Origin of the sequence: Streptomyces sp. NPDC096311 (assembly GCF_044763085.1) — a bacterium.
GTDB lineage: Bacteria > Actinomycetota > Actinomycetes > Streptomycetales > Streptomycetaceae > Streptomyces.
This window is the reverse complement of sequence record NZ_JBIWFN010000008.1, coordinates 122,937-146,505: the sequence shown is the minus strand read 5'-3', so window position 1 is coordinate 146,505 and position 23,569 is coordinate 122,937. Positions and strand designations below refer to the sequence as shown.

20 protein-coding genes and 1 pseudogene are annotated in these 23,569 nt (G+C 70.1%); 14 read left to right on the top strand and 7 right to left on the bottom strand.

Going from position 1 to position 23,569, the window contains the following annotated elements:
* Positions 1-38: 38 nt before the first annotated feature.
* The 7 genes from ACIRA5_RS21660 to ACIRA5_RS21630 all read right to left on the bottom strand — a co-directional run bounded on the left by ACIRA5_RS21660 (position 39) and on the right by ACIRA5_RS21630 (position 7,550).
* Positions 39-1,250, bottom strand: coding sequence for a TerD family protein (locus ACIRA5_RS21660; protein WP_352048615.1), 1,212 nt, complete (start codon positions 1,248-1,250; stop codon positions 39-41).
* Between the two features lie 103 nt (positions 1,251-1,353).
* On the bottom strand, positions 1,354-2,343 hold the full coding sequence (locus ACIRA5_RS21655; RefSeq protein ID WP_403692992.1) for a zinc-dependent alcohol dehydrogenase family protein: 990 nt from the start codon (positions 2,341-2,343) through the stop codon (positions 1,354-1,356).
* Positions 2,340-3,191, bottom strand: coding sequence for a carbohydrate ABC transporter permease (locus ACIRA5_RS21650; RefSeq protein ID WP_067364318.1), 852 nt, complete (start codon positions 3,189-3,191; stop codon positions 2,340-2,342). The genes ACIRA5_RS21655 and ACIRA5_RS21650 overlap by 4 nt, the downstream gene beginning before the upstream one ends.
* Positions 3,188-4,126 carry a carbohydrate ABC transporter permease gene (locus tag ACIRA5_RS21645; protein ID WP_403692990.1) on the bottom strand — a complete coding sequence of 313 codons (939 nt, stop codon included), beginning with the start codon at positions 4,124-4,126 and terminating at the stop codon, positions 3,188-3,190. Before ACIRA5_RS21645 ends, ACIRA5_RS21650 begins: the two co-directional genes overlap by 4 nt.
* Entirely contained in the window at positions 4,123-5,490 is a 1,368-nt protein-coding gene (locus tag ACIRA5_RS21640) for a sugar ABC transporter substrate-binding protein (RefSeq protein WP_054232318.1), read from the bottom strand. Before ACIRA5_RS21640 ends, ACIRA5_RS21645 begins: the two co-directional genes overlap by 4 nt.
* A 78-nt stretch (positions 5,491-5,568) precedes the next feature.
* A complete protein-coding gene (locus ACIRA5_RS21635) occupies positions 5,569-6,330 on the bottom strand; it encodes a DeoR/GlpR family DNA-binding transcription regulator (RefSeq protein WP_060902183.1) in 762 nt (253 codons plus the stop codon).
* A 395-nt stretch (positions 6,331-6,725) separates the two neighbouring features.
* Positions 6,726-7,550 carry an NAD-dependent epimerase/dehydratase family protein gene (locus ACIRA5_RS21630; RefSeq protein ID WP_403692988.1) on the bottom strand — a complete coding sequence of 275 codons (825 nt, stop codon included), beginning with the start codon at positions 7,548-7,550 and terminating at the stop codon, positions 6,726-6,728.
* 253 nt (positions 7,551-7,803) lie between these two features.
* Between ACIRA5_RS21630 and ACIRA5_RS21625 the strand changes: the two genes are divergently transcribed.
* From ACIRA5_RS21625 to ACIRA5_RS21560, 14 genes and pseudogenes are all read left to right on the top strand, one after another.
* Complete coding sequence (locus ACIRA5_RS21625; RefSeq protein ID WP_403692986.1) at positions 7,804-8,802, top strand: 5-dehydro-4-deoxyglucarate dehydratase; 999 nt, start codon at positions 7,804-7,806, stop codon at positions 8,800-8,802.
* Positions 8,799-9,971 carry a hypothetical protein gene (locus tag ACIRA5_RS21620; protein ID WP_403692984.1) on the top strand — a complete coding sequence of 391 codons (1,173 nt, stop codon included), beginning with the start codon at positions 8,799-8,801 and terminating at the stop codon, positions 9,969-9,971. Before ACIRA5_RS21625 ends, ACIRA5_RS21620 begins: the two co-directional genes overlap by 4 nt.
* A 230-nt stretch (positions 9,972-10,201) precedes the next feature.
* Positions 10,202-10,414 (top strand): annotated as a pseudogene (locus ACIRA5_RS21615) (TIGR03086 family protein); the annotation flags it as partial.
* Positions 10,415-10,821: 407 nt separating this feature from the next.
* On the top strand, positions 10,822-11,478 hold the full coding sequence (locus tag ACIRA5_RS21610) for a GntR family transcriptional regulator (RefSeq protein ID WP_099940729.1): 657 nt from the start codon (positions 10,822-10,824) through the stop codon (positions 11,476-11,478).
* Entirely contained in the window at positions 11,475-12,383 is a 909-nt protein-coding gene (locus ACIRA5_RS21605; RefSeq protein WP_351695886.1) for a dihydrodipicolinate synthase family protein, read from the top strand. Before ACIRA5_RS21610 ends, ACIRA5_RS21605 begins: the two co-directional genes overlap by 4 nt.
* Positions 12,380-14,131 (top strand): L-arabinonate dehydratase, encoded by a 1,752-nt coding sequence (araD, locus tag ACIRA5_RS21600; RefSeq protein ID WP_403692983.1) that lies wholly within the window; start codon positions 12,380-12,382, stop codon positions 14,129-14,131. The genes ACIRA5_RS21605 and araD overlap by 4 nt, the downstream gene beginning before the upstream one ends.
* 193 nt (positions 14,132-14,324) lie before the next feature.
* On the top strand, positions 14,325-15,260 hold the full coding sequence (locus ACIRA5_RS21595; protein WP_075026190.1) for a carbohydrate ABC transporter permease: 936 nt from the start codon (positions 14,325-14,327) through the stop codon (positions 15,258-15,260).
* A complete protein-coding gene (locus ACIRA5_RS21590) occupies positions 15,257-16,159 on the top strand; it encodes a carbohydrate ABC transporter permease (RefSeq protein ID WP_403692981.1) in 903 nt (300 codons plus the stop codon). Before ACIRA5_RS21595 ends, ACIRA5_RS21590 begins: the two co-directional genes overlap by 4 nt.
* Positions 16,156-17,361, top strand: a complete 1,206-nt coding sequence (locus tag ACIRA5_RS21585; RefSeq protein ID WP_403692980.1) for a Gfo/Idh/MocA family protein — start codon at positions 16,156-16,158, stop codon at positions 17,359-17,361. Before ACIRA5_RS21590 ends, ACIRA5_RS21585 begins: the two co-directional genes overlap by 4 nt.
* Positions 17,358-18,212 carry a PmoA family protein gene (locus tag ACIRA5_RS21580; protein ID WP_403692978.1) on the top strand — a complete coding sequence of 285 codons (855 nt, stop codon included), beginning with the start codon at positions 17,358-17,360 and terminating at the stop codon, positions 18,210-18,212. The genes ACIRA5_RS21585 and ACIRA5_RS21580 overlap by 4 nt, the downstream gene beginning before the upstream one ends.
* On the top strand, positions 18,212-19,780 hold the full coding sequence (locus ACIRA5_RS21575; RefSeq protein WP_403692976.1) for a family 43 glycosylhydrolase: 1,569 nt from the start codon (positions 18,212-18,214) through the stop codon (positions 19,778-19,780). The genes ACIRA5_RS21580 and ACIRA5_RS21575 overlap by 1 nt, the downstream gene beginning before the upstream one ends.
* 45 nt (positions 19,781-19,825) lie before the next feature.
* The gene (locus ACIRA5_RS21570; protein WP_403692974.1) at positions 19,826-21,163 is read left to right on the top strand and encodes an ABC transporter substrate-binding protein; all 1,338 of its coding nucleotides are present in this window, start codon (positions 19,826-19,828) and stop codon (positions 21,161-21,163) included.
* A gap of 142 nt (positions 21,164-21,305) precedes the next feature.
* Positions 21,306-22,100 (top strand): rhamnogalacturonan acetylesterase, encoded by a 795-nt coding sequence (locus ACIRA5_RS21565; protein ID WP_403692973.1) that lies wholly within the window; start codon positions 21,306-21,308, stop codon positions 22,098-22,100.
* 39 nt (positions 22,101-22,139) lie between these two features.
* The gene (locus ACIRA5_RS21560) at positions 22,140-23,474 is read left to right on the top strand and encodes a polysaccharide lyase family 1 protein (RefSeq protein ID WP_403692971.1); all 1,335 of its coding nucleotides are present in this window, start codon (positions 22,140-22,142) and stop codon (positions 23,472-23,474) included.
* Positions 23,475-23,569 lie beyond the last annotated feature (95 nt).

Here is a 23,569-nt window from a genome sequence, read left to right as displayed (position 1 = left end):
TACCGCCACGGCCCCTTCGGAGGGTGGGCGGCTGTGGGTCAGAGGGACTGGGCCGCGGGCTTCACCATGCCGCGGACCGTGCGGGACTTCACGAAGTCGCCCATCGCCGTCATCTCCCACTCGCCGGAGAACTGCTTGATCATCTTGGCCATCATCACGCCGGTCTGGGCCTCGGCGTTGGTGAGGTCGAAGCGGACCAGTTCCTCGCCGGTGGCGGCGTCCAGCAGGCGGCAGTACGCCTTGGCGACCTCGGTGAACTTCTGGCCGGAGAAGGAGTTGACCGTGAAGACCAGGCCGGTGACGTCCTGGGGGAGGCGGCCGAGGTCGACCACGATCACCTCGTCGTCACCGCCGCCCTCGCCCGTGAGGTTGTCGCCGGAGTGCTTGATCGCGCCGTTGATGATGGACAGCTTGCCGAAGTAGCAGCTGTCGATGTGGTTGCGCTGCGGGCCGTACGCGATGACCGAGGCGTCCAGGTCGATGTCCTTGCCGCGGTACGCCGGCTCCCAGCCGAGGCCCATCTTGACCTGGGAGAGCAGCGGACGGCCGCCCTTGACCAGGGAGACGGTCTGGTTCTTCTGGAGGCTGACGCGGCCCTTGTCGAGGTTGATCTTCCCGGCGCCGATCGGCGGTGCGGCGGGCGGGGCCGGGGGCGCGGCGGGAGGTGCGGGAGTCACCGCGACCGGCGGGGCCGGAGGTGCCACCGGGGCCTGCACCGGCGGGGCGGGCGCGGCGACAGGGGCGGGCGCCGGGGCCGGTTCCTCCACCGAGACGCCGAAGTCCGTGGCGATGCCCGCGAGGCCGTTCGCGTACCCCTGGCCGACCGCGCGGGCCTTCCAGGCGCCGTTGCGGAGGTAGATCTCCACGACCACCAGTGCCGTCTCGGTGCCGAGCTGCGGGGGCGTGAACGAGCCCAGGACGCTGTTGTCGTCCGCGTTGCGGATCGTGGCCGTCGGTTCGATGCCCTGGAAGGTCTGGCCCGCGGCGTCCGGGCTCGCGGTCACCACGATCTTCTCGATGCCGGGCGGGACGGCGCCGGTGTCGACGGTGATCGCGTCGGGGGCCGCACCGCCGCCCGAGCGGTACGTCACGCCCGGTCCCGTCGGCTGGTTGTAGAAGATGAAGTCGTCGTCGGAGCGCACCTTGCCGTCGGCGGTGAGCAGCAGGCCCGATACGTCGAGCCGCACGGGGGCGGCGACGTCCACCGTCACGCGCGCGGCGGAGAGAGGGATGTTCGAGCCGGGGGTCATAGCTGTCATGACTCGTGAACGAGCGAGACCATTTTGCCGTTCCCTTACCAAGCGGCCAATTGGCCCAGCACGGAAATCCCCGGCCCGGAACCCCTCCCGTGGACTACGGAACCACCACGATCTTCCTGCCCACCCCGGCCGCGAACTGCTCCAGCGCCTGCGGATACCGCTCCAGCTCGATCCGGTCGCTGATGAAGATCTCCGGATCGAGCACGCCGGTGGCGAACAGCTCCGCCGCCCGCTCGAAGCTGTGCAACACCGCCATCGAACCGGTGATGGTGATCTCCTGGTTGTAGATGCGGTACGGGTCGATCGTCACGCGGGTGGCGTAGTCGGCGACCCCGAACTGGAGGAACGTGCCCGCCTTGGCCACCCGGTCCAGGCCGTCCTGGATGGCCGCCGCGTTGCCGGTCGCGTCGATGACCACGTCCCAGCCCTGGGGGCGGTCCAGCTCGTCGGCGTTCGCCGCCGACCCCGAGACACCGAGTGTGCGTGCCGTCTCCAGTCGGGCCGCGTTCAGGTCCACCACGTCCACGCTCGCCGCACCGGTGCGCTTGGCGAGCTCCAGCATCATCAGGCCCATCGTCCCGGAGCCGTAGATCAGGACATGGGAGCCGAGACGGGAGCGCAGGACGTCGTAGCCGCGTACCGCGCAGGAGAGCGGTTCGACGAGGGCCGCGTCCTGGGTGCGGATGTGATCCGGGAGTTTGACGCAGTTGGCGACGGGGGCGGTCGCGTACTGGGCGGCACCCCCGGCCGTCGTCACGCCGATCGCGGCCCAGCGTTCGCAGAGGTTGTTGTGGCCCGTACGGCAGTAGCGGCACTCGTAGCAGTAGAGGGAGGGGTCCACCGCCACGCGGTCGCCGATCGAGATCTCCGTGACCTGGGCGCCGACCCCGACCACCTCGCCGGCGAACTCGTGCCCGGGCACGATCGGCAGCTTCGGCGCGAACTCACCCTGGAGGATGTGCAGGTCCGTGCCGCACAGCCCGCAGGCGGCGACCTCGACGACAACCTCGCGGGGGCCCGGCGTCGGGTCCGGGACCTCGGTGACGACGGCGCGGCCCACGGACTCGATGACGGCGGCCTTCATTTGACGGCTCCCAAGGACAGACCCTGGACCAGCTTGTCCTGGGCGGCGAACCCCGCGGCGAGCACCGGCAGGGAGATGACGAGCGACGCGGCGCACACCTTGGCCAGGAACAGGCCCTGGCTGGTGATGAAGCCGGTCAGGAAGACGGGGGCCGTCTCGGCGACCACACCGGTCAGCACACGGGCGAACAGCAGTTCGTTCCAGCTGAAGATGAAGCAGATCAGGGCCGTGGCCGCGATGCCGGGGAGGGCTATGGGGGCTACGACCCGGGCCAGGATCGTCGGCAGTTTCGCGCCGTCGATCTGGGCCGCCTCGATCACCGCCACCGGTACCTCGGCGAGGAAAGACTGCATCATCCACACCGCGATCGGCAGGTTCATGGAGGTGTAGAGGATGACCAGGAGCCAGATGTTGTCCAGCATTCCGGTGTTCTTCGCGAAGAGGTAGATCGGGAGGAGGCCCGCCACCACCGGCAGCATCTTCGTCGACAGGAAGAAGAACAGGACGTCCGTCCACTTCTTCACCGGGCGGATGGAGAGTGCGTACGCCGCCGGGAAGGCCAGCAGGAGGACGCAGAGGGTGGAGACCACCGAGGCCACCGTCGAGTTGAGCAGCGCGGGCCAGGGGCTCGCGCCGCCGCCCGTGCCGAAGAAGTCCCGGTAGCCGTCGAGGGTGAGGGCGGCTCCGAAGGACGGCGGGTTGGTCGCCGCGTCCGACTCCGAGTGGAACGACGTGAGGGCCATCCATGCGATGGGCAGGAAGAACAGCACACCGAGCAGCCAGGCCAGCAGGCCCAGGCCCGTTCCCCGGGCACGCCGGGGTCGTACGCGGATCGTGGTGGCGCTCATGCGCGGGACACCTCCTCGCGGAACAGGGACGAGACCACGCGCAGGGCGAAGGTCGCGATGATGATCGAACCGATGACGACCAGGACGCCCGCGGCGGAGGCGAGGCCGTTCTCGTGGGCCTGGTAGAAGCTCTGGTAGACGGTGTAGGGGAGGTTCGCCGTCCCCAGGCCGCCGGACGTGAGGGTGAAGACCGCGTCGAAGTTCTGGACGATGTAGATCGAGCCCAGCAGGGCGCCCAGTTCGAGGTAGCGGCGCAGGTGGGGGAGGGTGAGGTGGCGGAAGACCTGCCAGTCGCTCGCGCCGTCCACCCGGGCGGCCTCGATCTGCTGCTGGTCGCGGCTCTGCAGGCCGGCCAGGAGGATCAGCATCATGAACGGCGTCCACTGCCAGACCAGGGAGGCCTCGACCGCCAGCAACGGGGTGCCCGAGATCCAGTCCGGCTGGGGGCCGCCCACGTAGTGCAGCAATCCGTTGAGCAGGCCGTACTCCGGGTTGTACAGCACGTGCTTCCAGAGCAGGGCCGCGGCCACCGGGACCACCAGGAAGGGGGCGATGAGGAGCGTTCTGACGATGCCACGGCCGCGGAACCTGCGGTCCAGGAGCAGGGCCAGACCCAGGCCGATGACCAGACTTGCGACGACCACGGCCGCCGTCAGAAGGATCGTCGTCCAGACGGAGTGACGCAGGTCGGGGTCGGTCAGGACGTCCGAGTAGTTGGAGAGGCCGGTGAAGTGGCGGGCCTTGGGGTAGAGCGCGTTCCAGTCGAAGAAGGAGATCACCAGCGTGGCCACGAAGGGGAGCTGGGTCACGGCGACCATGAAGATCAGGGCGGGGAGCAGCGGGGCGCGGGTGGCCCAGGTGCGCAGCCGGTTGGACGGCTTTCCCAGGCTGCGTACCGGAGTGGCGGCCACGGGGGCCGTTGTCGTGGCGGTCATCGTCCCTCGTACTCCTTGGAGATCTTCTCGGCGAGTTTCTGGGACTTCTTCAGGGCCGAGTCGACGGACTGGCGTCCGGCGATGGCCGCGCTGATCTCCTGCGAGACCTTGGTGCCGAGGTCGGTGAACTCGGGGATGCCGACGAACTGGATGCCGGGCGCGGGGCGCGGCTGCACGCCCGGGTCACGCGGCCGGGCGCCCTCGATGGCCTCGCGGGTCATCTCCTGGAAGGCGGCGGCCTCCTTGGTGTACGCGGCGTTCGTGTAGGTGGAGGCGCGCTTGCCGGCCGGCACGTTGGACCAGCCGATCGTGTCCCCGACCAGCTGCTCGTACTGCTTGCTCGAGGCCCAGGAGATGAACTTCCAGGCCTTGTCGGAGTTGTGGGAGGCCTTCTGCAGACCCCAGGCCCAGGTGTAGAGCCAGCCGGAGGACTTGGTCTTCTCGACGGGCGCGGGTACGTAGCCGATCTTGCCCTTGACCGGGGAGTCGGACGCCTCCAGCGAGCCCGCCGCGGAGGTGGCGTCGTACCACATGGCGGTCTTGCCCTGGGTCATGTTGTTGAGGCACTCGGCGAAGCCGGACTGGGCGGCGCCGGACTCGCCGTGCCCCCGTACGAGGTCCACGTAGAACTTCGTCGCCTTCTCGAACTCGGGGGAGTCGAGACGGGCCTTCCAGTCCTTGTCGAACCAGGTGCCGCCGAAGGTGTTCACGACGGTGGTGAGGGGCGCCATGAGCTCGCCCCAGCCGGGCAGGCCGCGCAGACAGATGCCCTTCATGCCGGACTGGGCGCCGTCGGCCTCGGCGGCCAGCTGTCCCACCTGCTCCCAGGTGGGGTGGTCGGGCATCGTCAGGCCCTTCTGGGCGAAGACGTCCTTGCGGTACATCAGGAAGGACGACTCTCCGTAGAACGGCTGCCCGTAGAGCTTGCCGTCGGCGGCCGTCAGGGACTGCCGCATGGGGGCGAGGATGTCCTGCTCGTCGTAGCCGCTGTCCTGGCGTACGTAGGAGTCCATGTCGTGCAGCCAGCCGTTGCGGGCGTAGATCGGTATCTCGTAGTTGGAGAGCGTGGCGACGTCGTACTGGCCGGCCTGGTTGGCGAAGTCCTGGCTGATCTTGTCGCGGACGTCGTTCTCCGGCAACACGGTGAAGTTCACCTTGATGCCGGTCTCCTTGGTGAAGTGCGCCTTGGTGAGCTTCTGCAGCTCCACCATCTGAGGGTTGTTGACCATCAGGACGTTGATGGAGTCGCCGCCCGACCCCGACCCGCCCGCTCCGACCCAACAGCCGGAGAGCAGCGGGGCGAGCAGCGTCCCTGCGGCGACCGCGGCGAGTGCGCGCGGCCTCCGTCGGCTCTGGGTTCGCATGGATCGCTCCTGGACGTATAGGGAGATAAAGGGCGTTCTTGGGTGTGGCTGTGCCCTTGTAGTGGGTGAGTTGGGTTTTCAGACTCGGATGACCTGGGGGCCTTGCAAGGAGTACCGGTGTGCCTCCGACGTCGGAAGCAGGGTGCTGGTGACGATCGCTTCCAGTGCGGTGATCTCTGCGAAGCGGCAGAAGCTGACCGCCCCGAACTTGGTGTGCACGCCCGCGAAGACCGTGCGCCGGGAGGCCCTGATCGCCTGGGCCTTGACCTCGCTGACCGCCGGGTCGGGGGTGGTGAGGCCGTGTTCGCGGGAGATGCCGTTGGCGCCGATGTACGCCAGGTCGATGACGAAGCCGGCGAGCATCTTCGTCGTCCAGTGGTCCACGGTCGCGAGTGTGCCGGGGCGGACCCGGCCGCCGAGCAGCAGGACGCTGGTGTGGTCGGCCTCGGCGAGCGCGCCCGCCGTGGCCAGGGAGGCGGTGACCACGGTCAGTGGCCGGTCCTTGGGGAGTGCCTCGGCGATGAGCTGCGGGGTGAACCCCTCGTCGATGAACACGGTCTCGGCGTCCCCGAGCAGCTCGGCCGCGGCGCTCGCGATCCGGCGCTTCTCGGGTACGTGGCTGGTGGCGCGGAAGGCGAGCGTCGTCTCGAACCCGGCGCTCTCCACGGGGTAGGCGCCGCCGTGGGTGCGGCGGACCAGGCCGTGGTCCTCCAGGGCGCGCAGGTCGCGCCGTACGGTCTCCTTGGCGACGCCCAGTTCGGCGGCGAGCGCGGTGACGTCGACCGCGCCGGTACGGCGTGCGGCCCTGACGATCTCCCGCTGGCGTTCTTCCGCGGTCATGGCCGACACCTGCTCCCTGCGTCCTGTGCGTACTGCCCGTTCGGGCCCGGTGTGGGCCTTGGGGGAAGTTCTACAGCGGGTGCGCGGCACTGACCAGGCCTGTTGCGTGACCGATGGTGCCCGGCTGTGACCGTTTGGCGGGGCGGGCGCCCGTGCCGGACCTGGGGCGCGGCGGTGGGCGGGGTGGGATCGGGCAGGGTTCGTGCCCGAACACGGCGGCGGGCGGGCCCGTTCGGTGCCCGCCCGCCCTCTCGCGCCCTTGCCGCAGGGTCGTCTTCCGGCCGCCCGGTCGTCGCTCCGGCCGCCGTCCGGTCGTCAGTGCGGTCGTCCGGTCGTCAATACGGCCGTTTGGTCGTCAGTCCGGTCGCCTGGTCGTCAATACGGTCGCCCGGTCGTCAGTACGGCCAGATCGGCGGATGCGTCGTGAAGTGGCCGCCCAGGTGCGCGTGGTCCGGGTTGGCCGGGTCGAGTTCGCCCTGTTCGGCGATGAGCTTCTCGGCGTACGGCTCGGAGTCGTCGCGCGGCTCGTAGCCCAGCGCCCGGGCCGTCGAGAGGTCCCACCACAGCCGGGTGTTGGCGGAGGAGCCGTAGACGACCGTGTGCCCTACGTCCTCGGCGGTCAGCGCCGCGTGGAAGAGACGGGCGCCGTCCTCGGGGCTCATCCAGACGGAGAGCATGCGCACGCTGGTGGGCTCCGCGAAGCAGGAGCCGATGCGGACCGAGACCGTTTCCAGGCCGTGCTTGTCCCAGTAGAACTGCGCCAGGTCCTCGCCGAAGGACTTGGAGAGCCCGTAGAAGGTGTCCGGGCGGTGCGGGGTGTCGATGGGGATCAGGGCGCCGTCGCTGAAGGGGGCCTCGCCCCGGGGGCGCGGGGTGAAGCCGACGGCGTGGTTGGAGGAGGCGAAGACGATGCGTCGTACGCCCTCTTCGCGCGCCGCCTCGTACAGGTTGTACGTCCCCTCGATGTTCGCCTTGAGGATCTTGTCGAAGGAGGCTTCCAGGGAGATGCCCGCGAGGTGGATGATCGCGTCGACGCCTCGCACGGCCTCGCGCAGGGCGGCCTTGTCCGCGAGGTCCGCGGTGAGCGCGTCCGGCTCGCCCTCGACGGGCAGCAGGTCGAGGAGGCGCAGCTCGTAGCCGTAGTCCGGCAGCAGCCCCCGCATCAGGGTGCCAAGTCCGCCGGCGGCGCCGGTGAGCAGAACGGTGCGGGGAGCGGGCATGCGGGTTTCTCCTCACGGCCACGTGAGTGGCCGTATTCGTGTACGGCATTCACATCCATGGACACGCTAAGGAGCCCCGACCTGCTGCGTCAAGTGTCGCGCGGAGGTGGCGAATCCGCTGCTGTGTCGCGGGTTTGCGCGCTTGACCGGCCCCAAGGTCGCGCTTTAGCGTGGTGGCGTTCAGAAATATGGACATGGATCAGAAACATGCACCCGCTGTTGTGTGCGTGAGCACCTGCCCCAGGGAGAGTCCGTGACGTCAGCCCCCCTTGCCGCTCGGCTCAGCGTCCCCAGCGGGCCGCTGTTCTTCCCCGTCACGGCGTACGGCCCCGACGGTGCCCTCGATCTCGACACCTACCGCGCGCACGTGCGGCGCGGTGTCGAGGCGGGTGCCGCCGCCGTCTTCGCCTGCTGCGGCACCGGGGAGTTCCACGCGCTCACGCCCGAGGAGTTCCAGGACTGCGTGCGGGCGGCCGTGGAGGAGACGGCCGGGCGGGTTCCGGTCGTCGCGGGCGCCGGGTACGGGACCGCGCTCGCCGTACGGTTCGCCACGCTCGCCGAGGAGGCCGGGGCCGACGGGCTGCTCGCGATGCCGCCGTATCTGGTGGTGGCGGGGCAGGAGGGGCTCCTGCGGCACTACCGGGAACTCGCCGCCGCCACCTCGCTGGACATCGTGGTCTACCAGCGCGACAACGCCGTGTTCACGCCCGAGACCGTGGTCGAACTCGCCCGCACCGAAGGGATCATCGGCTTCAAGGACGGGGTGGGCGACCTCGACCTGATGCAGCGGATCGTGAGCGCCGTGCGCAGCGAGGTCCCCGGTGACTTCCTGTACTTCAACGGGCTGCCGACCGCCGAGCTGACGGGGCTCGCGTACCGGGGCATCGGCATCACGCTGTACTCGTCGGCGGTCTTCTGCTTCGCACCCGAGATCGCCCTGGCGTTCCACGCGGCGTTCAACTCGGGCGACGACGAGACGGCGAACCGGCTGCTGGACGGCTTCTACCGCCCCTTCGTCGACCTGCGGGCCCACGGCCGCGGATACGCGGTCTCCCTGGTCAAGGCGGGGGTGCGGCTGCGAGGGCTGGACGTGGGTGAGGTACGGCCGCCGCTGCACGAGCCGACCGAGGACCATGTGAAGCAGCTCGCGCAGCTGATCGAGCGGGGGTACGCGCTGCTGGAGCCGCTCGAGGGGCCTGAGGGAGCGCTCGAGGGACCCGAGGCAGAAGGACGGCTGGGGGAGGGCGAGTGAAGGCGTCCGCTTTCGTCTATCCGTGGGACGTCCTCGGGGATCCGGGGGCGGCCGAGCGGATCGCCGGGCTCGGGGTGCGGCAGGCGACGCTCGCCTCCGCGTACCACTCCACGCGCGCGCTGACCCCCCGCCACCCTCGGCACCGGATCGTGACGGCAGCGCACGCCGCCGTCCTGTTCCCCGTCGACGACGCACGGTGGGAGGGCCGCGCGCTGCGGCCGTACGCCGCCGGGGAGTGGGCGCCCGGGGACGCGTACGGGGAGGCGGCCGGCGCGCTCGCGGAGGCCGGCCTTGACGTCCACACGTGGGTGGTCCTCGCGCACAACTCCCGGATGGGTGCCGAGCATCCGTACACCTCCGTCGTCAACGCCTACGGGGACCGCTATGCGTGGGCGCCGTGCATCGCGCGGGCCGACACGCGGGCGTACCTCGTCGACCTCGCGGTGGAGGCGGCGGTGCGGCCCGGGGCACTGGGTACGGAGCTGGAGTCGCTCGGCTGGTACGGCCTCACGCATCTGCACGCGCACGACAAGATCGGCGGGGTGGGACTCGGGGACGCCGGCCAGTACCTGATGTCACTGTGCTTCTGCGCGGCCTGCCGGGCGGGGTACGGGGGATACGGGCTCGACGCGGACGACCTGGCTTCGGCCGTCCGGGAGGCGCTGGAGCCGGTGTGGCGGGGGGACGTGCCGTCGGAGGGCGGCTGGCCGGTGGTCGAGAAGCTGCTCGGGGGTGAGACGGCGGCCGCCACGCGCGTGTGGCGTGAGGGCGTGGCCCGTTCGCTCCAGGAGACGGTGGTCGCGGCGGTGCGGGCGGCGGCGCCGGCCGGCTTCCAGGTGTTGCTGCACGCCGATCCCGTGTCCTACCACTGTGGGGCGAACGCCGGGGTCGATCCCGGGCACATTCTGTCCGTGGCGGACGGGGTGGTGGTGCCGTGCACGGGTGGGGTGGGCCCGCTGACGCCGTTCGCGGAACAGGGGCGGGACGCGGCCGTACTGGCGGCCAACTTCACGGTCGTGTCGGGGATGGGAGGCAGTCCGGGCACCTTGGCGGGCGACGCGGCGCGGGCGGCTTCGGCGGGCGCGACCGAACTGCGGCTGTATCACGCGGGGTTGGCTTCGGACGGGGATCTGGACGCCGTGCGCGCGGTGTTGACGGGGCCGGCCTGAGTCCGGAGCCCGGGGCCCTGTGAGCCTCGGGTCGTCCGGCGTCGGAGGAGCGGGGGCAGGGTGAGCGGGCGGGTCAGCCCGAGGGTGAGGAGCAGGGGCCGGTAGTCGACCAGTTCGATCAGCCCCGCGCCGACGGCCAGCCCGAGCGCGTTCGGGGCGTACATCAAGGTGTTCGCGGTGGCGGAGGCGCGGCCGAGGAGCGGGGCCGGAGTCGCGCGCTGGACGGCCGTGTACGCGGCTGGGATCTGGCCCGGGCCACCGGCCAGGAGTACGAGTCCGACGAGGTCGCGCTGCGAGCGGCGTACGGCTTCCTCGCCGCCGCGGCCGAGAACTCCGGTCCGGGCGAGGGCATGTTCGGCCCCGTGGTGCCGGTGCCCGACGATGCGCCCCTCCTCGACCGCGTGATCGGCCTCAGCGGCCGCGACCCCGGCTGGAAGCCGTAGCCCGGCCTCGCCGGCGGCCATGGATCCCGCCGAAGCGGGCTGCCGGAACGTGGATGTTCGACACCTTCGCCGAGTTGCGGAGGCATACGGGTTCCTGAAGTGCCGTGCGCGATCTGATCGGGCACCACATCGAGGCGTACGGCCCGCGGGCCGAGTACGCACGGGCCGCCGGCCAAGTGTGAGGGGGGAGTTCTCGCGTTCCTCCGCGAGGCGGACGCCGACTTGCATCGCGAAAGCGAACACCGCGCACGGAACGTCCGGCGGTCCGGACCTCCTTGGTCACCCCAACTTCTTTTGTGGGAAGCGTTGACGAAATACGGCTGTGCTCCTACCTTCAACGCGTCGTACTTCGTACGTCATATATGAGACGCGATACACGAGATCAGATACAGATCCGAGAGGCGCGCATGACCTCTGTGCCCATTCCGATCCCGTCCCGCACGCAATTCGTGCTGGAGGGGATCAAACACCGCATCCTCACCGGGCAGTTGACCCCGGGACAGGCCCTGGTCGAGACCGAGCTCGCCGCGCAGTTCGGGGTGTCGAAGACGCCCGTGCGCGAGGCGCTCAAGACGCTGGCCGGTACCGGACTCGTCGTGATGAACCAGTACAAGGGCGTCACGGTGCGCATGGTGGACGCGGACATGGCGCGCGAGGTGTACGACGTGCGGCTGCTGCTGGAGCCGGAGGCGCTGCGGCGGACCGTACGGCGCCAGGCGTCGCTCGACGCCGCACGCGACGCGCTGACCCGCGCCGACGACGCCTCCGACACCGCCGAACGCTCGCTCTCCAACCGGGAGTTCCACCGCGCCCTGTACGTCTCCTGCGGCAACCCGCTGCTCGGCCGGATGCTCGACGAAGTGCGTGACCAGGCCGCTCTCGTGTCGGCGGTCGCCTGGGCCGCCGACCCGTCCTGGGAGCGCGAGGCCAGCGAGCACCGGGAGATCCTGCGCCTCGCCCTGGACGGTGACGCCGACGGCGCGGCCCGCGCGCTGCACGCCCACATCGAGTCGTTCGTGCGACGGGCCTTCCCCGAGACCCAGGAAGAGGTTGGACAGGAATGACAGCGACGTACGAGACCCAGCGGGCGGCGCTCGCCGAGGTCGTGGCGATCCCCGTGACCCCCTTCACGGAGGACGGGACGATCGACGGCGACACCCACCGGGCCCTGCTGCGTCGGCTGCTCGACGGCGGCATCCGCACCCTCACGCCGAACGGCAACACCGGTGAGTTCTACGCCCTGACCCCCGAAGAGCGGAACCTCGTCAACGAGTTGACGATCGACGAGGCCGGCGACCGCGCCGCCGTCCTGGTCGGCGTCGGACACGACGTGCCGACCGCCGTCGCCTCCGCCCGGCACGCCCGGGAACTCGGGGCGCAGATGGTGATGGTCCATCAGCCCGTGCACCCCTACGTCTCGGAGGGCGGCTGGGTCGACTACCACCGGGCCATCGCCGAGGCCGTGCCGGAGCTGGGCGTCGTGCCCTACATCCGCAACCCGGTGCTGCCCGGCGCCCGGCTCGCCGACCTCGCCGACGTCTGCCCGAACGTGATCGGCGTGAAGTACGCCGTCCCGGACGCGGCCCGCTTCGCCGCCTTCGCCCGGGACGCGGGGCTCGACCGATTCGTGTGGGTCGCGGGCCTCGCCGAACCGTACGCCCCGTCCTACTTCTCGGCCGGCGCCACGGGCTTCACCTCGGGCCTCGTGAACGTCGCCCCGGCCGTCTCCCTGAACATGATCGAAGCCCTTCGAGCCGGTGACTACCCGGCCGCCATGAAGGTCTGGGAGCAGATCCGCCGCTTCGAGGAGCTGCGCGCGGCGAACACCTCCGCCAACAACGTCACCGTGGTCAAGGAGGCCCTCGCCTCGCTGGGCCTCTGCCGCCGTGAGGTCCGCCCGCCGAGCAGGGAACTGCCCGAGTCCGAGCGCGCGGAAGTCGCAGCCATCGCCGCGGGGTGGTCCATATGAGCCAGGGCGGAAGGGAGCCGAAGCGCCCCGAGGAGCTCCGGAGCCATCAGTGGTACGGCAGCGGCGTCTCGTCGGGTCTGCGCTCCTTCAGCCACCGGGCCCGCACCCGCCAGCTCGGCTACCTTCCCGAGGAGCACCTCGGCAAGCCGGTCATCGCGATCCTGAACACCTGGTCCGACATCAACCCCTGTCACGTCCATCTGCGCGACCGCGCCCAGGCCGTGAAGCGGGGTGTGTGGCAGGCCGGGGGCTTCCCGCTCGAGTTCCCGGTCTCCACCCTCAGCGAGACCTTCCAGAAGCCGACCCCGATGCTCTACCGCAACCTGCTGGCGATGGAGACCGAGGAACTGCTGCGCTCGTATCCCGTCGACGGCGCGGTGCTGATGGGCGGCTGCGACAAGTCCACGCCCGCCCTGCTCATGGGCGCCGCGTCCGTCGACCTGCCGGCCGTCTTCGTGCCCGCCGGGCCCATGCTGCCCGGTCACTGGCGGAGCGAGGTCCTCGGCTCCGGCACCGACATGTGGAAGTACTGGGACGACAAGCGCGCCGGACTCATCGGCGACTGCGAGATGGCCGAGCTGGAGAGCGGGCTCGCGCGGTCTCCGGGCCACTGCATGACCATGGGTACGGCGTCCACGCTGACGGCCGCCGCCGAGGCGCTGGGGGTGACCGTGCCCGGCGCGTCCAGCATCCCCGCCGTCGACTCCGGGCACGACCGGATGGCGGCCGCGGCGGGCCTCAGGATCGTCGAACTCGTCCGCCAGGACCGGAAGCTGTCCGACATCCTCACCGCGGACGCGTTCGAGGACGCGGTGACGACCGTCCTCGGGCTCGGCGGCTCCACCAACGCCGTGATCCATCTGATCGCCATGGCGGGCCGGGCGGGCGTCACCCTCACGCTCGACGACTTCGACCGGATCGCGCGGACCGTGCCGGTGCTCGCGAACGTCCGGCCCGGCGGCCAGAAGTACCTCATGGAGGACTTCCACTTCGCCGGCGGTCTGCCCGGGTTCCTGTCGCGGATCACCGATCTGCTGCACCTGGACCGGCCGACGGTGTCGTACGACAGCATGCGCGAGCAGCTGGCCGGCGCCCAGGTGCACGACGACGACGTCATCCGCACCCGGCACAACCCGGTCGCGGCCGAGGGCGGAGTCGCGGTACTGCGCGGCAACCTCTGCCCCGACGGCGCCGTCATCAAGCACATCGCCGCCGAGCCGCAGCTGCTCAAGCACACCGGTCCCGCGGTCGTCTTCGACGACTACAAGACCATGCAGCGGACCATCAACGACCCCTCGCTCGGCATCACGGCCGACAGCGTGCTGGTGCTGCGGGGCTCCGGGCCCAAGGGCGGTCCCGGCATGCCGGAGTACGGGATGCTGCCCATCCCCGACCATCTGCTGAAGCAGGGGGTACGGGACATGCTGCGGATCTCCGACGCCCGGATGAGCGGCACGAGTTACGGCGCCTGTGTGCTGCACGTGGCGCCCGAGTCGCACATCGGCGGACCGCTCGCCCTCGTACGCACCGGGGACACGATCACCCTCGACGTCGAGGCACGGTCGCTCCAGCTCAACGTGAACGACGCGGAGTTGGAGCGGCGCAGGGCCCAGTGGACGGCGCCGCCCGAACGGTACGAGCGCGGGTACGGGGCGCTCTACAACGAGCAGATCACCCAGGCGGACACCGGCTGCGACTTCGCGTTCCTGGCGCGGCCGGGGAAGGTGCCGGACCCGTACGCGGGCTGAGCGTGCCCGCGAGGGCCACTCTCCCCCGAGCGCCGACGAGCACCATCTGACCACCATCTGATCGACCATCTCACCACTATTCGATCGATATCTCGAACGGTAGACGGCAAGCGCTTCACCCATGTGTACGTAGCAAGCGCTTCCTGTCGGTACAGCAAGCGTTCCACGGCACCCGCCAGAACGGAGAACAGTCATGGCCCAAGCCGCAGTCGTGGCGAAACAGCCCGCGCCACCCCGGCGGCGCCGTGGCTCGGCGACGCCCCGCAAGCTCCCGTATCTGCTGATCGCCCCGGCGGGCCTGCTGATGCTGGGCTTCATCGCCTACCCGGTCATCAGCGTCTTCTACTACAGCCTGCAGAACTACAACCCCACCAAACCGTGGCGCAACGGCTTCGCGGGCTTCGACAACTTCACCCACGCCTTCACCAGCGACCCCCAGTTCTGGGACACACTCACCTTCAGCGCCAAGTGGGTCTTCGTCGAGGTCGGCCTGCAACTGCTCTTCGGGCTCGCGCTCGCGCTGATCGTCAACCAGACCTTCGTGGGACGGGCCGTCGGCCGCGCGCTGGTCTTCTCGCCCTGGGCCGTCTCCGGCGTGCTGACCTCCGCGATCTGGGTGCTGCTCTACAACTCCCAGACCGGCATCACCCGTTACCTGGCCGACGCGGGCATCGGACAGTACGGCACCAGCTGGCTGTCGGACACCTCCACCGTCTTCCCGGCGGCCGTGGTCGCCGACCTGTGGCGCGGTGTCCCCTTCTTCGCGATCCTGATCCTCGCCGACCTCCAGTCCGTCTCCAAGGACCTGTACGAGGCCGCCGAGGTCGACGGCGCCAGCCGCTTCAAGCAGTTCCTGCACATCACGCTGCCGCACCTGAAGGACGCGATCATCCTGTCCACGCTGCTGCGCGCGGTGTGGGAGTTCAACAACGTCGACCTGCTCTACACGCTGACGGGCGGTGGTCCCGCGGGCGAGACGACGACCCTCCCGCTCTACATCGCCAACACCAGCGTCGACGCCCACAACTTCGGCTACGCGTCCGCCCTCACCACGGTCGCGTTCGTGATTCTGCTGTTCTGTTCGGTCGTCTATCTGCGACTGAGCAAGTTCGGAGGCGGGGACAAGTGATCACCGAGGACGCCACGATCAGCGCCCCCGCGGCGCCCGCCCCGCCCGCCGAGGAACCCCGGCAGCGCCCGCGAAAGAAGCGCCGCGCCTGGGACGAGGTCCCGCGCTGGCACATCTACCTCCCGCTCTCCCTCTACCTCCTGTTCACCCTGATCCCCTTCTACTGGATCCTGCTCTTCGCGCTCCGCCCGGCCGGCTCGACCTCGCTCGTGCCGTGGCCCATGACCTTCGACCACTTCGACAAGGTGTGGAACGACCGCAGCTTCGGGACCTACTTCCAGAACAGCGTGCTCATCGCCGTCGCCACCCTGGTGATGACGACCCTCGTCGCCCTCGCCGGCGGTTACGCCCTGGCCCGCTTCGACTTCAGGATCAAGCGCGGCTTCATGCTGGCGCTGCTCTGCTCCCAGTTCGTGCCGGGCGCGCTGCTCCTGGTCCCGCTCTTCCAGATCTTCGCCAAGCTCCAGATGATCAACTCGCTGGGCAGCGTCATCATCGCCGAGACGGTCTTCCAGCTGCCGCTGTCGATGATCCTCATCAGCGGGTTCATCAGGAACGTCCCGTACTCGCTCGAAGAGGCCGCCTGGGTCGACGGCTGCGACCGCTTCACCGCCTTCCGGATCGTCGTCCTGCCCCTGCTGCGGCCCGGGCTGATCGCCGTCGGCTCCTTCGCCTTCGTGCACGCCTGGAACCACTTCCTGTTCGCCCTGATGTTCCTCAGCGACCAGAGCAAGCAGACCATCCCCGTCGGACTCAACACGCTGATGAGCTCCGACAGCGTCGACCTGGGCGCGCTCGCCGCGGGCGGCATCATCGCGGCCGTCCCCGTCGTCATCGTCTTCGCCTTCATCCAGAAGTGGCTGATCACCGGGTTCAGCGCGGGGGCGGTGAAGGGATGAGGCCCGCCGAGGAATTCCCGTCGAGCACGCTCACCGGACAACTGCCGCTGCCCGTCGTTCTCGCGGGTGCGCGCGGCCACGGCCGTTGGCACCTGGAGAACATCCGCCGGCTCCAGGACAAGGGGCTTCTGCGGCTGGCGGGCATCTGCGAGCTGACCCCGCTCGACGCGGAGGAACTGAACGGGCAGACCGTCGAGCAGTCGGCCGACTTCGGCGCCCTCCTCGATTCCACCGGCGCCGCGATCGCCGTGATCTGCACGCCCATCCCCACCCACACCGACCTGGCGCTGATCGCCGCGGGCAAGGGCGTACACCTGCTCCTGGAGAAGCCGCCCGCGCCGTCGTACGCGGAGTTCCGCCGGATGGCCGACGGGGTCGCCGCGGCCGGGGTCGTCTGCCAGATCGGCTTCCAGTCGCTCGGCTCGCACGCCGTGCCCGCGATCCGGAAGCTGATCGCGCAGGGTGTGATCGGCCAGGTGGCCGGGATCGGCGGGGCGGGCGCCTGGGCACGCGACGAGGCGTACTACCGGCGGGCGCCGTGGGCGGGCAAGCGCCGTCTGAACGGCGTGGACGTGATCGACGGGGCGCTCACCAACCCCCTCGCGCACGCCGTCGCCACCGCCCTCGCGCTCAACGGGTCCACCCGCGCCGAGGACGTCACCGCGATCGAGACGGAGCTGCTGCACGCCAACGACATCGAGTCGGACGACACGTCCTGCGTACGGATCACCACCCCGCGGGGTCGGGTCACCGTCGCCGCCACGCTCTGTGCCGAGCGGCCCGGCGAGCCGTACGTCCTGGTGCACGGCTCCAGCGGCCGGATCACCTTCTGGTACAAGCAGGACCGCGTGCTGGTGCAGCGGTCGGGGCACGGCCCCGAGGAGATCGAGTACGGCCGTACGGACCTGCTGGAGAACCTGGTCGCGCATCTGACGGAGGGCGCCGAACTGCTGGTCGCGCCGGATACGACGGGTGCCTTCATGAAGGTGGTGGAAGCGATCCGGCAGGCGCCGGACCCGCTCGCGCTGCCCGCCGGCGCCTGGGAGCCGCTCACCGAGGAGAACCGCAGGGTCGTGCCCGGCATCGACGGACTCGTCGCGGCCGCCGCCGACACCCTCGCCCTCTACTCCGAGCTCGGCGCCTCCTGGGCCCGGCCGAACCAGGCCGCGAACAAGGTGGGAAGCGAGGTGAGCACTCCATGAACCACGCGCAGAGCACCGACTCGCTCGTCCTGCGCGTCGCGGGTCGCCCGGTCGGCCGGTACGTCACCCGTCCCGAACTCGCGCCCCGGTTCTCGCCGCGCCCCTACCTCCACCCGGTCACCACCCTGGCCGGCACGGCTGTCACCGAGCTCAGCCCCGCCGACCACACCCACCACCTCGGCGTCGGTGTCGCCGTTCCCGACGTCGAGGGGCACAACTTCTGGGGCGGCCGCACCTACGTCCGCGACCAGGGACCCACCGAGCTGGCCAACCACGGCGCCCAGCGGCACTCGGGATTCCAGCTGCGCGACCCCGACGGCTTCGTGGAGGAGCTGCGCTGGGTGGCCGCGGGCGGTGAGCTGCTGCGCGAGCGCCGCACGGTCGCCGTCACCGAACTCACCGACTCCGCCTGGGCGTTGGACTTCACCTTCTCCCTCACGAACACGACCACGCACCCCCTGTCGATCGGCAGCCCGGCCACCAACGGGCGGCCCGGAGCGGCCTACGGCGGCTTCTTCTGGCGGGCCCGCAAGGAAGCACAGGCGCCGCGCGTCTTCACCGCCGACACCGAGGGCGAGGAGGCGGTCCACGGGGCCCCCGCTGACTGGCTCGCCCTCGTGGGCGCGGGCTGGACCCTCGTCTTCGCCGGGGCCACCGCCGCGACCCGCCGCGACCCGTGGTTCGTGCGCACCACCGAGTACCCGGGTGTCGGCTCCTGTCTCGCGCACACCGAACGGCTGCCGATCCTGCCCGGGGAGACGGTCGTGCGCCGGGTCGTCACGGTCGTCGCGGACGGCACCCTCGGCAGAAGCGAGGCCGCGGCGCTGGTACGGAAGGCGGTGAGCCCCTGATGGCGCTGACCTCCGCCGACCTCGGCGACGGCACCTACCGCAACCCGGTCCTCGACGCCGACTGGTCCGACCCCGACCTCCTGCGCGTGGGCGACGACTTCTACCTCACCGCCTCCAGCTTCGGTCGCGTGCCCGGCCTGCCGCTCCTGCACTCCCGCGACCTGGTCAACTGGACGCTCGTCGGACACGCCCTCCAACTCCTCGAACCCGCGAGGGACTTCAGGAAACCCAGGCACGATGGCGGAGTGTGGGCGCCGTCCCTGCGGCACCACGACGACCGCTTCTGGATCTTCTGGGGCGACCCCGACCACGGCATCTTCCAGGTCAACGCCCCGGAGATCCGCGGTCCCTGGACCCGGCCGCATCTGGTCAAGGAGGGCAAGGGACTCATCGACGCCTGCCCGCTGTGGGACGAGGAGACCGGAGAGGCGTATCTCGTGCACGCCTGGGCCAAGTCCCGCGCGGGCGTGAAGAACCGGCTCACCGGCCACCGTATGCGCCCCGACGGCACCGGACTCCTCGACGAGGGCAAGGTGATCATCGACGCGGACCGGATCCCGGGCTGGTTCACCCTTGAAGGGCCCAAGGCCTACCGGCACGACGGCTGGTTCTGGATCTTCGCACCCGCCGGGGGAGTGGAGACCGGCTGGCAGGGTGTCTTCCGCTCGCGCGGCTTCTTCGGCCCGTACGAGGAGCGGGTGGTGCTGGAACAGGGGGACACCGAGGTCAATGGCCCCCACCAGGGCGGCTGGGTGCGCACCGGGGCGGGCGAGGACTGGTTCGCGCACTTCCAGCAGCGCGGACCCTACGGACGTGTCGTCCACCTCCAGCCGATGAGCTGGGGCGACGACAACTGGCCGGTGCTCGGTGACAAGGGTGTCCCCGTCGCCGTACACCGCAAGCCCCGACTGCCGACGCAGCCGCCCTCCGCGCCCGCCACCGACGACGACTTCCCCGGCGGCCGGTTCGGACGGCAGTGGCAGTGGACCGCCAACCGGCAGGACGGCTGGGCCACCCAGCACTCGGGGGACGGGCTGCGGCTGAGCTGCGTACGGACGGAGCACGCGCACGACCTGCGCAGACTGCCGAACGTCCTCACCCAGCGGTTGCCCGGCAGCCCCGCCACCGTCGAGGTGGAGCTGCGCCTCGACAGCGAGGAGCCGGGGGCACGGGCGGGACTCGCGGTGCTCGGCGACGCCTTCAGCTGGATCGGGCTCCAGCGGGAGGCGGACGGGTCGGTGCGGCTCGTGCACCGGTTCGCCGAGTCGGTCGCCCTGGGGGCACCTCCCACGCCTTTGGGGCAGTGGGGGAGGGAGCGCGACGCCGCGCATCCGCGAGAGGCGCCCGAGGGGCGGGCCCGGCTGTGGATCGAGAGCGGGGCGGGGGCGCGCTGCCGGTTCTCCTACGACGTCGGGGGCGGCCGGCAGTCCTCCGGCCAGGTCTTCGCCGCCACCCCCTGGCGCTGGGTCGGCGCCCTGCTCGGACTGTTCGCACTCGCGCCCGTCGGCGGGGGACACGCCGGCACGGCCTCGTTCACGCAGTTCCGCATCACCAGTTCCTTCCGCTGACAAGACCCCACAACCCCGTTGGATCCAGAAGAAGAGAGCCGATCAATGAAGATCAACATCCGCAGAACCGGGCGTGCCGCGACGGTCGTCGCCCTGGGCTCCGTGCTCGCGCTCACCGCCACCGCCTGCGGCGACAACGGCAGCGGAGCGGCGGGCGACAAGGGCACCGAGGGCTCCGGCAAGGGCGAGATCACCTTCTGGGACAACAACGGCGGTGTCCGCACCGACATCTGGAAGCAGATCATCGCGGACTTCGAGAAGAAGTACCCGGACATCAAGGTCAAGTACGTCGGCATCCCGGCGGCGAGCGCCCAGTCGAAGTACGACACCGCCATCCAGGGCGGCGGCCTGCCCGACGTCGGCGGTGTGGGCACCGCGATGCTCGCCGAGGTCGCCGTCCAGGGAGCGCTGGAGCCGCTGGACAGCCGGCTCAAGGGGAGCTCGCTGGACGGCAAGCTGAGCCAGAACCTGCTCGACGTCAGCCGGTCCGCGGGCGGCGGTGACGCCCTGTACCAGGTGCCGACCTCCGCCAACAACGGCACGCTGTGGTACCGGACGGACCTGTTCAAGGCGGCGGGACTGGACGCCCCGACCACCTGGTCGAAGTTCTACGACGCCGCCGACAAGCTCACCGACAAGGGCAAGAACAAGTTCGGCTTCACCATCCGGGGCGGCGAGGGCGCCATCGCGCCGGCCCTCGACGCGGTGTACGGCCAGACCGGCATCACCTCGTTCTGGAACGGCGACAAGACCACCGTCAACGACCCGAAGAACGTCGCCGCCCTCGAGAAGTACATCGCCCTGTACAAGAAGGACACCCCGTCCGCCGACGTCAACAACGACTTCACCAAGATGGTCGCGCAGTGGGACAGCGGCACCATCGGCATGCTCAGCCACAACCTCGGCTCCTACCAGGACCACGTGAAGGCGCTGGGCGCGGAGAAGTTCCGCGGCGTCCCGAACCCGACGCAGGACGACGGCACACGCGTGCAGGTGTCCAACCCGGTCGACGGGATGAGCCTGTTCAAGTCCAGCAAGAACAAGGCGGCCGGCTGGAAGTTCATCGAGTTCGCCCTCTCGGCGGCGGAGAACTCCAAGTTCAACGAGTCGGCGGGACAGGTCCCGGCGAACACCGACGCGGCGAAGGACGCGTGGATCCAGAAGGCCGAGCCCACCAAGCTGGCCGCGGAGGCGCTGAACGGGGCCGGCACCAAGATCGTGCAGCTGCCGTACTACCTGCCGGACTGGAACACGATCTCCAAGTCCGACAACGAGCCGAACTTCCAGAAGCTGCTGCTCGGGAAGATGAGCGCGAAGCAGTTCCTGGACACGCTGGCCGACCAGTTGAACAAGGCGCAGGCGGACTGGAAGGCGAATCACTGACAACTCGGGTGGTTCGGTCGGTTCTTGGCTGCGGGGCCGTTGTGGCTGGTCGCGCCCACACGGCGGAGCCGCACATCGATACAGCCCCGCGCCCCCAAAGACAGGGGCGCGGGCCCCTCCCCCTGCTGAAAGGCACACGTTCGTGTCCCTTACGCGTAGACAGGTCACCTCGGCGGCTCTTGCCGCCGTTCCCGTCGCCCTTGTGGCAACCGGCACCGCACAGGCCACCCAGCGTCACCGCACCCTCTACATCGCTGGTGACTCCACCGCCGCCCAGAAGTATGCCGACGCCGCGCCGGAGACCGGCTGGGGCATGGCGCTTCCGTTCTTCCTGGGGGAGCACCTGGACGTCGCCAACCACGCCGTGAACGGGCGCAGTTCGAAGAGTTTCGTCGACGAGGGGCGGCTCGACGTCATCCTCGAGGCGATCCGGCCCGGCGACTTCCTGCTCGTCCAGTTCGCCCACAACGACGAGAAGAGCGCCGACCCCACGCGCTACACCGAGCCCTGGACGACGTACCAGGACTACCTGAGCCAGTACATCGACGGGGCGCGCGCCCAGAAGGCGTGCCCCGTCCTCGCCACCCCCGTCGAGCGCCGCAGGTTCGACGCGGACGGCAACGCCGTGCCGACCCACGGCGACTACCCGGCGGCGATGCGTGCCCTCGCCGAGGAGGAGCGCGTGGCGCTGCTCGACATCCAGGCCCTGTCGATCGCCCTGTGGCAGCGGCTCGGCGTCGAGGAGACCAAGAAGTACTTCAACTGGACCGCGACCGAGCAGGACAACACCCACTTCAACCCGCCGGGTGCGATCGCCGTGGCCCGTCTCGTCGCGGCCGAGCTGCTGCACCGCCGGGTGCTGGCACACCGGGACGTGCGCCGGCTGGACGAGGAAGTCCCCGAGTCATGGATCACCTGGCCGGACGCGGCCGCGTAACCCCCTTCCACAGACCTCCGCCAGAAGGAGAGCCGCACAGTGAACACACAGAGATGGCATGTCCATGTCACAGTAAGGCCGGCGACGACGGCCCTGCTGGTCGGTTGCACCGCCCTGGCCCTTGCCGTCACCGGCACCACCGCCCAGGCCCAGGCCCGGTCGGGCGACCTCGGCCGAGGGACCCTCGCCGCCGGTGACGGCTGGGGCGCGTACGGCACGGGCACCTCCGGTGGTGCGGCGGCCGACGCCGCGCACGTGTACACCGTCACCACCTGGGCCGAGTTCAAGGCCGCGCTGAAGAACGGCGGCACCGCCCCGAGGATCATCCAGGTGAAGGGCACGATCGACGCCAACGCCGAGGGCTGCGACTCCTTCGCCGCGCCGGGCTACGACTTCGACGCCTATCTGCAGAAGTACTCGCCGGAGAACTGGGGATACGGCACCAACCTGGACGCCGAGCCCGACGACAGCCCCGAAGGCCTGCGCCGTGCCTCCGCCGCCCACCAGGACACCGCCATCAAGGCGGAGATCCCCGCCAACACCACCCTCGTCGGCCTCGGCAAGGGCGCGGGGTTCAAGGGCGCCAGCCTCCAGATCAAGGCCGTGGACAACGTCATCGTCCGCAACCTCACCTTCGAGAGCCCGCTCGACTGCTTCCCGCAGTGGGACCCGACCGACACCTCCGTCGGCAACTGGAACTCCGAGTACGACAGCGCGGTGGTGTACGGCTCCACGCACGTCTGGCTGGACCACAACACCTTCACCGACGGGGACCACCCCGACAGCACGCTGCCCACGTACTTCGGCCGGATCTTCGAGCAGCACGACGGCGAGCTGGACATCGTCAAGGGCGCGGACTACGTGACCGCCTCCTGGAACGTCTTCGCCGACCACGACAAGACGATCCTCATCGGCAACAGCGACAGCGCGTCCACCGCGGCGGTCGACCGGGGCCACCTCAAGGTCACCTTCCACCACAACCTGTTCTCGAACCTCGTCGAGCGCGCGCCGCGCGTCCGCTTCGGCCAGGTCGACTCGTACAACAACCACTTCGTCGCGGGCGACGGCTACTCCTACAGCTACGGCATCGGCATGGAGTCCCAACTCGTCGCCGAGCACAACGCGTTCACGCTGCCTGCCGGGGTCAGCGCGGCGACCGTCCTGAAGAAGTGGAAGGAGGCGCCGCTCACCGCCGCGGACAACTACGTCAACGGGGCGGCCACCGATCTGATCGCCGTGCACAACGCGGAGATCCCGGCGGAGACGCTGCAGTCCGGGGCCGGATGGACGCCGACCCTGCGCACGAAGGTCGACTCGCCCAGGGCGGTGCCGCGGATCGTGGACCACGAGGCGGGCGCCGGAAAGATCTGCTGACTGGCTGATCCGGCCGACCAACTCATCTGGCCGACCGGCTGATCCGGCCGGCCGGCTGATCCGGTCGAACCGGCTCCGGTCGTTCCAGCCCTCCC

What these genes read in the sequence shown, in the direction of transcription:
- ACIRA5_RS21660 (WP_352048615.1), bottom strand. Translation starts at nt 1,250, where the DNA reads ATGACCCCCGGCTCGAACATCCCTCTCTCCGCCGCGCGCGTGACGGTG.
- ACIRA5_RS21655 (WP_403692992.1), bottom strand. Translation starts at nt 2,343, where the DNA reads ATGAAGGCCGCCGTCATCGAGTCCGTGGGCCGCGCCGTCGTCACCGAG.
- ACIRA5_RS21650 (WP_067364318.1), bottom strand. Translation starts at nt 3,191, where the DNA reads ATGAGCGCCACCACGATCCGCGTACGACCCCGGCGTGCCCGGGGAACG.
- ACIRA5_RS21645 (WP_403692990.1), bottom strand. Translation starts at nt 4,126, where the DNA reads ATGACCGCCACGACAACGGCCCCCGTGGCCGCCACTCCGGTACGCAGC.
- ACIRA5_RS21640 (WP_054232318.1), bottom strand. Translation starts at nt 5,490, where the DNA reads ATGCGAACCCAGAGCCGACGGAGGCCGCGCGCACTCGCCGCGGTCGCC.
- ACIRA5_RS21635 (WP_060902183.1), bottom strand. Translation starts at nt 6,330, where the DNA reads ATGACCGCGGAAGAACGCCAGCGGGAGATCGTCAGGGCCGCACGCCGT.
- ACIRA5_RS21630 (WP_403692988.1), bottom strand. Translation starts at nt 7,550, where the DNA reads ATGCCCGCTCCCCGCACCGTTCTGCTCACCGGCGCCGCCGGCGGACTT.
- ACIRA5_RS21610 (WP_099940729.1), top strand. Translation starts at nt 10,822, where the DNA reads ATGACCTCTGTGCCCATTCCGATCCCGTCCCGCACGCAATTCGTGCTG.
- ACIRA5_RS21605 (WP_351695886.1), top strand. Translation starts at nt 11,475, where the DNA reads ATGACAGCGACGTACGAGACCCAGCGGGCGGCGCTCGCCGAGGTCGTG.
- araD (WP_403692983.1), top strand. Translation starts at nt 12,380, where the DNA reads ATGAGCCAGGGCGGAAGGGAGCCGAAGCGCCCCGAGGAGCTCCGGAGC.
- ACIRA5_RS21595 (WP_075026190.1), top strand. Translation starts at nt 14,325, where the DNA reads ATGGCCCAAGCCGCAGTCGTGGCGAAACAGCCCGCGCCACCCCGGCGG.
- ACIRA5_RS21585 (WP_403692980.1), top strand. Translation starts at nt 16,156, where the DNA reads ATGAGGCCCGCCGAGGAATTCCCGTCGAGCACGCTCACCGGACAACTG.
- ACIRA5_RS21580 (WP_403692978.1), top strand. Translation starts at nt 17,358, where the DNA reads ATGAACCACGCGCAGAGCACCGACTCGCTCGTCCTGCGCGTCGCGGGT.
- ACIRA5_RS21575 (WP_403692976.1), top strand. Translation starts at nt 18,212, where the DNA reads ATGGCGCTGACCTCCGCCGACCTCGGCGACGGCACCTACCGCAACCCG.
- ACIRA5_RS21570 (WP_403692974.1), top strand. Translation starts at nt 19,826, where the DNA reads ATGAAGATCAACATCCGCAGAACCGGGCGTGCCGCGACGGTCGTCGCC.